The organism is Deltaproteobacteria bacterium PRO3 (genome assembly GCA_030263375.1).
Lineage (GTDB): Bacteria > UBA10199 > UBA10199 > DSSB01 > DSSB01 > DSSB01.
The window spans coordinates 1-11,497 of the sequence record SZOV01000021.1; the positions used below are offsets into that span (position 1 = coordinate 1).

General features: G+C 63.6%; 7 protein-coding genes. 5 read left to right on the forward strand and 2 right to left on the reverse strand.

What is annotated here, in order from left to right; genetic code table 11:
- A partial coding sequence (locus FBR05_05330) for a hypothetical protein (GenBank protein ID MDL1871606.1) occupies positions 1-5,607 on the forward strand: 5,607 nt, incomplete at its 5' end.
- A gap of 16 nt (positions 5,608-5,623) precedes the next feature.
- On the opposite strand, the gene FBR05_05335 is transcribed toward FBR05_05330, so the two are convergent.
- Positions 5,624-6,364, reverse strand: coding sequence for a hypothetical protein (locus FBR05_05335; protein ID MDL1871607.1), 741 nt, complete (start codon positions 6,362-6,364; stop codon positions 5,624-5,626).
- 56 nt (positions 6,365-6,420) lie between these two features.
- Positions 6,421-6,981, reverse strand: coding sequence for a hypothetical protein (locus FBR05_05340; protein ID MDL1871608.1), 561 nt, complete (start codon positions 6,979-6,981; stop codon positions 6,421-6,423).
- A 302-nt stretch (positions 6,982-7,283) separates the two neighbouring features.
- Between FBR05_05340 and FBR05_05345 the strand changes: the two genes are divergently transcribed.
- From FBR05_05345 to FBR05_05360, 4 genes are all read left to right on the forward strand, one after another.
- Positions 7,284-8,612, forward strand: coding sequence for a hypothetical protein (locus FBR05_05345; GenBank protein MDL1871609.1), 1,329 nt, complete (start codon positions 7,284-7,286; stop codon positions 8,610-8,612).
- A gap of 25 nt (positions 8,613-8,637) precedes the next feature.
- Positions 8,638-9,249: a hypothetical protein gene (locus FBR05_05350; protein MDL1871610.1), complete on the forward strand. Its 612-nt coding sequence runs from the start codon at positions 8,638-8,640 to the stop codon at positions 9,247-9,249.
- A gap of 724 nt (positions 9,250-9,973) precedes the next feature.
- Complete coding sequence (locus tag FBR05_05355; protein MDL1871611.1) at positions 9,974-10,753, forward strand: hypothetical protein; 780 nt, start codon at positions 9,974-9,976, stop codon at positions 10,751-10,753.
- 234 nt (positions 10,754-10,987) lie between these two features.
- Complete coding sequence (locus FBR05_05360) at positions 10,988-11,479, forward strand: hypothetical protein (protein MDL1871612.1); 492 nt, start codon at positions 10,988-10,990, stop codon at positions 11,477-11,479.
- The last annotated feature ends 18 nt before the right edge of the window (positions 11,480-11,497 follow it).

Here is an 11,497-nt window from a genome sequence, read left to right on the forward strand (position 1 = left end):
CGCCGGGCGCGGACTCCCAAGGACCTCGAGGCCGTTCAAGCGGACCTCTTCGCGGCGATGCGCGCCGGCGGGGTCATGAACCGCGGCTTCCGCGCCGCCGCGGCGGATTGGAGCTCCGAGCTGGCCGGCCTCGCCGCCACCACCCTCGAGACGGCGGCGCTCGCCGCGGTCTCGGGCGGCGCCGCGGCGGCGGGCAGGGTGCTCCGTTCCCTGCGGGGCCTACGCGCCTTGGAGAGGACGGGCGGCGCGCTTGCGGCGGCAGGGCGCCTGGGCAAGGGCGGCGGGGGCGCTCGGGCCGCGATGCGCGGGAGCGGCGGTCTGGCGCGGGCGACGCGCGAGATCTTCGATTCGCCCTTCACGCGCGCGGTTTTGATGGGCGGCTATATCTCGCTAGCGGAGAACACCGGCGCCAAACTCTCCGGCCAGCTAAAGACGGAACCCGACACCGTTCTAGGCTGGTTCAAGGACGCGGTCGCGACCGGCCTCGCGATGGGATTGGTCGCCCCCTTGCAGCCCCACGCCGTTCGGGCCCGCGGGGATCTGTTTCGCCAGATGTGGTCGCGCTACGCCGCCGATCCGCGGCTGGGGCCGCTGCGCCTCGCCGCCGACACCGTTCAGGAGGCCGTCGATGAGGTCCTGGACGCCTACGTCCGTCAAACGCTGGACGGCGACTACCGCGCGATGAGCTGGGAGGAGTTCCGCGACATCGTCTCGGTCTGCGCCTTCGGCGGCGTCCAAATGGGGATGACCAAGCAGCTCATCGGCGGCGGAAGGTCCGAACCCAAGATTTCCCCCCCGCTTGGGGAAGGAGGAAGGGCCGAGCCGAAGCCCCCGCGCCCTTCCCGCGAGCCGGGCCCCCGGGGCGGCGAGGGCCCTCCGAGTGCGCCGAGGCGGGAGAAGCCGGGACTTGAAACGCGGACGCCGGAGCGTCGCTCCGCCGAGGCGGCCCCTCCCGAGCCGGACGTATTCCAAACGCTGAAGGTCGCTTCCGCAGAGGAGATCCGAGAGCGGACGCCGAGGCTGGGCGAGATCGCCGATCAAGTCGGGAAGCGTTCAGCGGCCGACTACCTCGCCCTCCCCGCGGTGCGGGGACTCAGCCCCGGACAGCGCCGAATTGCGGAATCCGCCTTCGCGACCCTGGTCGCACGGACCGCGGGTCATTTTCAGGGCGGGAAGCTGAATAGGCTTGAGAATGACTATTTCCGCCGGGCCGCCTTGGCCCAGCACGTCGGCTATCTCGGCGGCGAGCTGGGACGCAAATTTCCCTCCCTCGACGGCGCCCGCGTCAAGGCCATCCTGCAGCAGCATTTCGAAAATCCCTCCGGCGGGACGGAGGCCCTCGCCGCGAAGCTGCAGGCCGCCGCCGGCGGCGACGCGGAGCTCGGCCGCTTCGTGCGGGATGAAAACAAGGCCTGGATGTTCGGCGGTTTCGGCGACTTGGACCATGCCTTGAACCTGCCGGGGGTTTACGCCGGACAAGCCCTGGTGAAATTCGCGACAGCCCTGGCCGGCGACCGGAAGCGAGGGAAGGCCCTGTTGCAACGCTTCTACGACGCCTCGTCGGAGGACTTGCAAAAGTTGATGGAGAAACCCGAGGGAGAGCTCGGCCTGCTCGTCCACTTCGCGGCGCGGGCCGCTCAGGCGTCTTGGCTGGTCTCCAAGCTGGGCCAAGGCGGCGTGGAGGCCGCAGTGGGGAAGGACGCCAAGGCCTTGTCCCGCTGGACGGGCGACCTGATCGCCCCCTTCGACACGATGGCGGCGAAAAAGGGCTGGGCCGAGGTGGTGAAGGACCTCGACCAGGCGAGGACCTATTTGCAGCACCGCTTCGGGGACCGCTTCGATCTCCCGCCCAATCAACGCGGGACCCATTTCTTGACCGATCTGGAAGGTCGCCGGAATGCCGTCGACAAGCTGGTCGAGTCCGGCAAGTTGCGTTGGGTGGACGGACGTCTCGACTTCGTCCATCCGAAGGATCCCAACGAAAAGCTCGTCTTCGGCGGCGACCTCCCCGACCGGGGTCCGGACTCGGTCAAGCTGGTCCAGTGGCTCGTCGATTTGAAAAAGCGCTACCCGGAGCGCGTCACTCTGCTGTGGGGCAACCGCGACTTGAACAAGCTGGGCCTGCTGCGCGACCTGCCGCGGATTCAGTCGGGCAAGGACCCGGACTACCGGGCCTGGTTGGCAAAAAAATTCCCGGAGGCGGAGTTGGAGAAGCGCTCCGGCGCCCTCGAGCAGCAGGTGGAGTATTGGTTGGAATCGCGCGGCAACCCCGGCGCCCTCGAGCGGCACCGGCTGGAGCTCGAGGAGCTCACCGACCGCCCCGTATCCCCCGAGGCGGCCGCGCGGGACTTTGTGGACCGCGTCCGCCCGGGCGGCGCCTTTTTCGAATATCTTCGGTTGGGCCAAATCCTCCACGCCGACAAGAATGTCCTCTACGTCCACGGCGGCGTCACTTCCACGAATCTGGGCGTGGTTCCCGGAAGAACCGAGAAGATCGGCGACGCGCGTCGCTGGGTCTCCGAGCTCAACGCCTGGGGCCGGGCTGAATTGGAAAGCATCGAGCGCGCCTACGTCTCGGAGGGGATGGGCGGTACTATCCCCGGAACGCTGTTGGATTACGGCGACGCGATCTGGGACCCCGACGCCGACGCGGGCGGCGGGCGCCGCGGCGTCGTCTTCATGAACGACCAGAGCGTCATCTACCCGTTCCGCCAGCTTGAGGACGGCAATTTCCGCGGGCCCTCCCAAGAGGTCCTCGATTACTTCCGCGCGGCGGGCATCGACACCGAGATCAACGGCCATTCGCCCTTCGGCGACCTGCCCGGCCCGATCAAGAGCCCGGGGATGTTGCGGGTGATGGCGGATACCTCTTACGGTTCGGAGGAGGCCGGGCACTCGCTGACCGTGGATGCCATGGGAGGCGTGTGGGTCCACGGCAAGAGCCGCCGCTCCGGGGCGGTGGAGTACCGCGTGTCCGCGGAGAGCCGGCCGCCGGTGGGCTATGTGACCGAGGACGGCTTCACGGTGGTCGGCAGCCGGCGCGGTCCCGGCGGCGGCTTCGAGTTTCTCTTGTCCAAGTATTACGACGGCTACCAGATCGCCGAAAAGGTGCTCACGAAGCGGCAGTTGGAGGAGCTTAATCCCGCTCCCGCGAAGCGCGAGGGGACGGAAGAGACGCATCGCCATCGCGATCTTTTGGTGAAAAACCTGCGCGCGAAGGGCAAGCGCATCCACACGATGGAGGCGGTCGCCAACGAGCTGGTCGGCGACCGGACCCCGGTGCTGGTGTCCGGCGCCTCCAAGTTCGGACAATACCCCGCCTCCGCGGAGACGGTGGAACGCGAGACGAGCCGTCTGTTGGACGAACTCGATCCCGAAAAGACCGTGTTGATCACCGGCGGCACGGACCACGGCGTGGAGGCGGTCGTCCACAAGCTGGCGCGGGAGCGGGGCTTCCGCGTCGTCGGCTTCATCCAGGAGGGCGCCATCCCGGGCGAGATTGAGCTGGTCGACGACCTGGTGTTCGCGGGGGCCCGCAATCAATGGGTGGATCCGTTGCTCGCCGCGCTCAACCTGGTGAAGGCCAAACAGGGCCTGGCGCTCTTCGTCGGCGGCGGCGGGACGGTGAAAGAAGGGATCCTCGCCGCCGAGGCCGCGGGCGTCGACTTCTACTTGATGGCGAAGGCCGAGGGTACGGAGGGCGGCGGCGCCTCGGGCGAGTTGGCGGCGCGTTTCCCGGAGCGGAGCTTCCGCGGCGCGACGGACCTGCGCGGCAGGGCGGAGCGCGGCGGTCGGAAGATCTTTCGCGGCGGCGCAGCGGAGGCCGAGGGTGCTGTCACGGGGTCCGGAGCTGAGCTGATTGCGGCGCTTACCTTCGGGCCGGAACTGCAGCGGCTGGCGAAGGGCCGATCCGGGCTTCAAGAAAATCCATTGCGGCTCTTGAACGCATTCCTGCGGGGCGACCTGGGCCGCGAGCCGACCCGCCACGAGGTGGAGGAACTGGCGGAGCAAGCTCGGGAACGGTTAAGCGCAACCGACTGCGCTCGGATCGTCAGCGACCCTGAGACGGGACCGCCGGTCTTCCAGGTCTACACCCGAGAATTCCTCGACGCGATGGCGACTTACATTCTCAAGCAGGCGGAGGCCTTCCGCAGGACCCACGGTCACGAGCCGCGGGTGGCGGAGATCGTCGCCGGCGACGGACGACTGAGCCGGGCCCTCAACCGGCGACTGGCCGGCTTTGGCCTACGCATCCAACCCTCCGACCTCAAGGGTGAAAACGAATGGGGCATCGTCTTCGACGAGTCGGTCGAGACGAAAGATGCGGTGGCCGCCGCTCGTGATGCGGACATCGTCGTCGCCGGTTGGATCTTCTGCGACAACACCTTCGACGTCGAGCTCGCGCGCGTCGTCGAGGAGGACCCGGCGAAGACGCTCATTTTCATCGGCGAGGGCAGATTAGGCGCGGCCGGTACCTTTGAGTTCTGGGAATTCGTGCGCGACAGAAAGATGCGGGAGGAGTTCGTGGAAGGCCTCAATATTTCCGGGGAAGGTGAGCCGATCGCCCAATCACGGCTCTCCTTTACGGATCTCGCCGACCGCAGCCAGGTGCAGGTGATCCGTTCGAATCGCGGCGAGGCCGTCTTGGATATGGCGCCTTCCGAAGTCCGGGACTTCGCCGCGACGGAGCGGGCCGGAACGGCGACCAAGACGCTGCCGAGCGGCGAGCATTGGGAGATCGTCCGAGAAGACACGGAGGAATCGGGAGAGACCTTCCGGACGGCGCGGGCGAAGGACTACGATCCCCGGAGCGACACGAAAGCCTCTCTGGAGGGCAACCTCTACGAGGTCTTCGTCAACCTTCCCGAACTGGCGCGGCGCTGGGGGATTCGCGCGAACCCCGACGGTACGGTCCGTTATCCCGAACTCGAGGGGCTCAATCGGCGCCTGAAAGCCGAGGCTTACGGTTTCCGCTTCTGGGAGCCCACCGACGCGGAGACCAATGCCGAGGGGGAGGCGGAGCTTCTCCCCTACCTGGAGCATATGACCCGGGATCCGATGGAATTTCCCTGGTCGGGAAAGGGCCCCCATCACTTTCACGACATCGTGGCCCACGGCTTGGGCTACGCCGCTCTGCCCAAGACCGTGATGAGGCAAATTCGAGCGACCTCGCTTGCCTATCGGGAGCTTTTGACGCATCCGGATTTTCAAGAGCCCCGTCTGCAGGGTCGTATCAAACGGTTGGCTCAGGACTTCGTGGATCACGTCGACGCCATGACCGCATTGTTGACCGACAGGTATTTGCGCCTGGTGCACGAGGAGACAAGGCGGCCCGGCGAGACCCGCGAGGACATCTGTGCCGAAATCGAGGCCTCATTATTGGGACTGGCCGATCAGTCCGTCGCGGAGGTGCTGGAGACCGCCGGGCGCCACTTGGACACGAAGTACCCGCAGGGCAAACGCGCCCTGCTGCGGCTGCGAAAAATGGAGGCGCGGGCGATGGTGGAGGAAGCGGGTTGGGAAGAAGCCAAGTCCGAGGCGGTGGCCGGGACCCTGTTGGCGCAGAGCCTCGCCCAGATGGGCTTGGAGCCGGAAGTGGGTAAATGATCTCCGGAACCCAATCCTAAAAATGAAATTCTCGGGGACCCTGCTTCGGCTCGACGCTCTCAAATGGCATGCCGACACCCCAACTGAAAGGTCCGGGAGACGCCGGCAGGCAGGAGAAATTCGCCGCGCCCGTTCCGGGGGCGGGGCAGTCTTGCAGGGATTGCAGCCCGGTCGGCGCGTAGCCGGGGCTGTAATTCAAATAAAAAAGCCAGTATTCGAAGTTGGCCGGCCCTTCGGGTTGGGCGCTGCCGGGAAATTCCGCATGGAAGGCAAAGCGGCCGTCCGCTTGGGCGTCGATCGGAGTCTCCACAAACTTCATCCGCTTGAGGTCGATCGCGCGCAGGATCAGGCCTTCCTGGCAGGGTCGGGCGGCATGGGCCGACGCCTGACATTGGAGGGTGCCCGTGACTCGAATGCCCTTCAGGCTGGCCTCGACCGGGCCGGCGAAGACCTTCTGCTCGTATTCCTCGATCTTGGGAAAGATGTAGAAGTGGAACTTCTTGTCCTCGGGCGTGACGTCGGGACCGGGGTTTCCCGCCGGGAAGCCGGGCGCGGCTTGGTAGGCAAAAGCCGTCTCGCCACCGCCTTCGCCGCCGGCGCCGTTGACGGGTTGGGCGGCGGTCGGCGCCGAGGCCGGCGCGGCCGGCATCGCGGGCGCGTCCAGGGATCCGCCGCCACCGGCGGGGCCGCCCGAGGGGGCGAGACCGCCGCAGGCGACGACCCAGGCGCTAAATAAAAATGGAAGTAGCCTTTTCAAATGCGTGCTCCCTTAAGCATAAATCGGCGCCGCGGGGCCGGGAGTTGTGAATCGACTCAATCCCCCCTCGACTTGGGGAGCAGCCCCGGGTCCACCGCCTTGAAGGTCCCCGGTGCCTTGTCTTGATCCCCAATATTGACGCGGGGATAGCAGGCCTGCTGCACCTTGGCCGCCAATGCCGGTTTAGCGGCGAGTAGGTCCTGGGTCAGGATGGCCTGGGCCTCGGCGTAGGAGCAGACATAGACGCCGGCAAGCGGAGGATTTCCGGTGTAATCATCGCATTTCGTCAGCGGGATGCACTCCGTCATCGCCTGCAGCATCGCCCGGGCGATCGTCCAGTCTTGGCATTCCCCGAAGGCCTGACGGCAGTAGGGGCCGCTCTTGGCGAGGGCGAAATGAGGGCCGGGGACGCATTGTTTCCAAAAGGCGTCCTTCAGCTCATCGGGGACGAAGAGGTCCTCCTCGTCGAAGCTGCTTTGATATTCCAGGGCCGGACGAAACAGATAGACCGCTTTTTGCGAGGGAAAGGTGCAAGGCTCCGCCTTCAGGTGGGGGGTCAGGGCGAACGAGACAAGGATGAGAAACCCGAAGAGGGCCCGTCCAGGCGCCGATGCCATGGGACCTCCTTAGTTCGGTTCCCGAGCTCAGGAACATATTACGGCTCGGAGCCGGGATTTCCAATCCCGAAATACGCGGGCTTGTCGCGCGATGAGCGGCGGGGAAATATCCCGATTCAATTTTTATAAAATTATAAATATGCACAAATTTATTTATAAAATTATAATTATTTCCTCAGGCCTGCAAATATAACTATCGACAATTACAAAGTTTTTTAAAACACCCCTCCTTGGCACTCCTCTTGCTTTTGGTATTCCGCGGAGCCACGAGCTCCTTTGGAATTCAAATTCGGAGGATCGCCATGACCCAGACCGTTTCCCAGCCTAAAGCCAACGCCCTCAACCAAGACCCCGCCACGTCCGTCGACGAACTGTATTACGGCGAGGATTACGATTTCACCCTGGAAGAGGAGGCCCCGGCCGAGGAGAGCTCCTTTCAGATGCAGCCGACCGGGCTGACCGTCGACCAACTGCGCGGGCGCCTGAGCAGCCTCGTCGCCATGGTCGAGCAGAGCGATCTCACCGAGGAAAGCAAGTCCGCGCTGCTCCGCGAGATCCAAGTCGTTCAAAGTCAGATCAATTTCGCCCAATCCTTGAGCCCGGCGCAGCGCGACGCGGAATTTTCCCGTCTCTACCTGCAGATCGGCCAGATCGAGTCGAAGTTCGCCGCCGGCGGCGCGGTCGACGCGGCGGGCGGGTCGGAGGACGTCGAGGGCGGCACCGACGTGGCCTCTTTGCAGAAGCGCCGCGACGAGTGCCGGAAGCAGATCGACAAGCTCGAGGCCAAGGGTTGGATCACCGAGGAGCTGCACGAAAAATTGAGCGCCAAGCTCGACCGCGTCTCCGACCTGGTCTCGGACCCGGACTTCGCCGAGGAGGCCGCCGCGCTGATCGAGGAGCTCGAGGGCAACATCGACGGGGTCAAGCAGATGTACGTCGAGGAAGGCGAGGCCGTCGAGGCCCTGGAGGGCGAGTCCGCCGAGGTGAAGGACGGCTCCCTGAAGGCCCTCTTGCAAATGGCCGGCGTGAGCGAGGAACAGGCCATGGCGGCCTTCAAGGCGGCCTTCCCCGGCAGCGAGATTTCCTCGGCCAAGGACCTCGCCAAGGCCATCGAGAAGGAGGAGGCCCCCTTCACCGCGCCGCCCAGCGCCGAGGTCATCAAATTTCTCGAGGGGATCGACGCCGAGTTCGCCCAGTCGGTCGCCAGCGCCAACCGTTGGGAGAAGACGGTGCTCGGCTCGAATTTGCAGAAGGCCGCCTCGCGTCTGACCGCGCTGCTGACGGCCTTGTACGGCAACGACCACATTATCCGCGTCACTCAGCCCGAGACCCAGAACGGTTATGAAGATTGGCGCCTGCTCAACGAGATCACCTTCGACGGCACCAGCTATTCCTTCACCCGCGAGGAGAAAGGCCAGACGACCCGCGTCGCCTGGGAGGTGCTCGACGCCAACAGCAAGCCGGCGCCCGCCAAGCAGGGCGGCTCGGGCAAGGGCGGCCTACCCGACGTCCCGAGCGTACCAGGCCCCGGGGACGAGATCGCCAACAAGGGGAAGGATCTGGTCGAGGACGGCATCGACGCGGGCACCGGCGCGGTGGACGACTTCGGCGACGCCACGGGTCTTTGGTGATTCTTTTCAGACAAGGAGGATCGTTATGAAAAGGAACTATGGAAACAAAATCATTTTATCGGGTTTGTGCCTGCTTCTTCTCTCCGCGTGCAGCGGCGGGACGGGCGGCTCCTTCGAGGCGCCCAGGGTCGACGCGAACCAGGATTCGGGCCTGGACTTGGGAGGAAAGCTGCCGACGGCACCGGCCCCCGACGGAGCATTGCCGCCGCAGCCGAGCGAGGCGCCGCAAGAGGAGGGGGTGGACGCGAAATTTCCGGCGCCATTGACGGGGAGTCCTGCAGGCGAAGCGGCCCTTTGCACGAGCGCCTGCCGGGAACAGGGAAAGCAGTGCGTGGTTTCGGGTCTCGAGGAAGACTCCGTCGCCGACTCCGTCGTGGTCTCGACCTGCGCCGACAAGGCCGTGGCTTGCGCCGACCAATGTCAAGGCGGGAAGGCGACCTGCGCCGACTTGGCCGAGATGCAGAGGGTCGTTTTCAACCAGTTCTGTCAAATCCAGGCCGCGGGAGATTCCAACAAGCTGATCGCCTGCGCCATCGGCTACAAGGTAAAGGTGGACGCCTTCAAAGCGAGCTGCGTCCAGGCTCAAGCGATGGAGCATTTCATCGAATCCCAGGAGAAACCCCTGCCCAATCTATAGGATAGCGGAACCAACCCTGCCTTGGGCGCCGGCCTCGCCGCCGCCCAAGGCCAATTTTTAAGAAAAAAACTCCTAGGTGCCCGGCGCAGGAATCTCGGTTGCCGGGCGAGGAGAAACGATAAGAAGGAGGGTAATAAAATGAAACGGTCGAATTTCCATCTGGTATTTTGGACTCTCTTAACGTGCTTTGCACCTCTCGCGGTTGAGGCGAATCCGGCGATGCCCGTCCCGGCTAACCTTCAAAACGTAAAGATGCAGCCCCATTTCGGTTGGGTGCTTGGTTGCATCGATAAATGCGAAAGCTTCTCGGCGTCTTGCCTAAAAGTCCCCCCTGGGGCCGAGTCGCCTCCGCCCGACTATACCCATGTGCCGGGAATCGCGCAGACGCTTGACTGCGCCGAAGCGCGCGTTTCCTGCCTTCGAAAATGGTGCAGCGAACCGGTTTCGTGTCAATTCTTGGCCGAGGCCTACCTGGATACGCTGCTGGATTCCTGCAAAATTCAAACCGCGGTGTTGGGAGAATTGTCTTACGATTGTTTCGGAAACGCCCCCGCCACAAAGGAAATTTTCCTGAATCAATGCATCGACGAATCCCGGGAAAATGAGATCAGGCAGCCGGTAAGGAACGAGACAAGGCGATTGAATCGTAGCGAATAGGATCCTCGGACCCTGCCTTGGGCGACGGCCTTTCCGGCGCCCAAGGCCAATTTTTAGGAGCGTGAACATGTCGCTACCCAACACCCCCACTCCGCGGTTCGGAGTATTTTTGGAAGACAGCGGAAACGTCGCCGGGACCATCGATCTTCAGGACAAACTGCGAATCGGCGAGTTCAACACGGATCAGGTTCGAGAGATGAGCGTCGAGGATTTCCTCAAGCGAGGCTCTCCGGGGTTTTCAAGCCTGTCCCCGGCGCAGCGCCTCAAGAAGCTGGAGGAGCTGTTCGCGAAAGGCTCCATTGTCCAGGGAGCCCGGCCGAGACTGGCGCCGGAGGTGCGAAAGGCGGCGGCGGACGCCGAGACCGATCGGCGTCTCGCGGTAGAACGCGAGCGGCTCGGCGGCGATTTTCAGGCGCTGCATCGAGACTGGGAGTCCTACTACTCCGACCTAGAGAAGGCCGGTCGGGAGACTCCGGAGCTCAAGCTGCGCGAAGCGCGCCTCGAGGCGAGGACGGCCGAGTTACACCGGCGCTCCGAGACCCTGGGCCTCCGCGAAAAGCAGGAGGCCTTGGTGTACGGGCTCGAGGAACTCTTGGGGGCCGATCTCGACAGTCGCTCTCTGCGAATTCAGCAGCTTTCCCCGAACACTCTTCGGGTCGCCGCCGGCGATGCCACTAGAAAGGGGCTTGTTTATTTCGTCGACGTCCATGCCCCAGCAGGGGGCTCCTGCACCACCCTGAGGACGCCCGTTCCGGGACCGGAGGGAGAGCCAAGGCATGGTCGGGCGATGTGTCTCGAGCCGGAGACCTTCGCCGCCTTTCGGGCGGTGAAAGACGGAGCTCGCTGACTAAGGTTGTGGTCCGCCGGAACTTGACCTGAATTATTATTGAAAAATTATAAAAATATAAAAATTTGAACGCAAGGTTTTATAAAATTATAAATATCTTGTGAGGTCTGGAAGTTAACCAGCTGATATTACTAATAGTATTAACCTTCCCGCTTTTGGCCCAAGGCTTGCTTTATAGAGCCGTGACAGCCGAAGGATGTTTCCTCGGCGGAAAAAAACGGGAGGACGATACTAATGAATATTCGAGGAATCGACACTTGGAACGCTACGGAACGTCGCACCATCGACAACAAAGACATTCTGGAGATCGACCAAAAAGGAGAGACGAAACAGATCACCGTCAAGGAGTTCATGACGGACAAATACCACCCCGAGCTGTCGAAGGATAAAAAGCTCGCGCTGCTTCAGTCCACCCATTGGAAGGACCGGGGCGGCAAGGAAATCAAGTGGGAGCGAGCCTCGCAGCCCATCGAAAGCCTGATTTTCAACAACCCCACCGACGCCGCCAGCAAGACCAAGGCCTCCATCCACCGTTTTTGCCGGCAAAACCCGGGCTGGACGCCCGAGCAGGTCGTGGAATTCAACAAGGCGACCAATGCCTTCGACGGAAAGCGGATCGACTCGCTTTACCGCGACGGGAAGTTCCCGGATTCCACCCATAGCGGAGTGCTCAACATCCATTTTCCTCCCAAAAATGTCGCCAAGGAAAACATCGGCCATATCTAAGCGGGCCTCCAGCTGAGT

Excerpts from the sequence above, each read along its gene's own strand:
- FBR05_05340 (MDL1871608.1), bottom strand. The coding sequence starts at position 6,981 with ATGGCATCGGCGCCTGGACGGGCCCTCTTCGGGTTTCTCATCCTTGTC.
- FBR05_05345 (MDL1871609.1), top strand. The coding sequence starts at position 7,284 with ATGACCCAGACCGTTTCCCAGCCTAAAGCCAACGCCCTCAACCAAGAC.
- FBR05_05350 (MDL1871610.1), top strand. The coding sequence starts at position 8,638 with ATGAAAAGGAACTATGGAAACAAAATCATTTTATCGGGTTTGTGCCTG.
- FBR05_05355 (MDL1871611.1), top strand. The coding sequence starts at position 9,974 with ATGTCGCTACCCAACACCCCCACTCCGCGGTTCGGAGTATTTTTGGAA.
- FBR05_05360 (MDL1871612.1), top strand. The coding sequence starts at position 10,988 with ATGAATATTCGAGGAATCGACACTTGGAACGCTACGGAACGTCGCACC.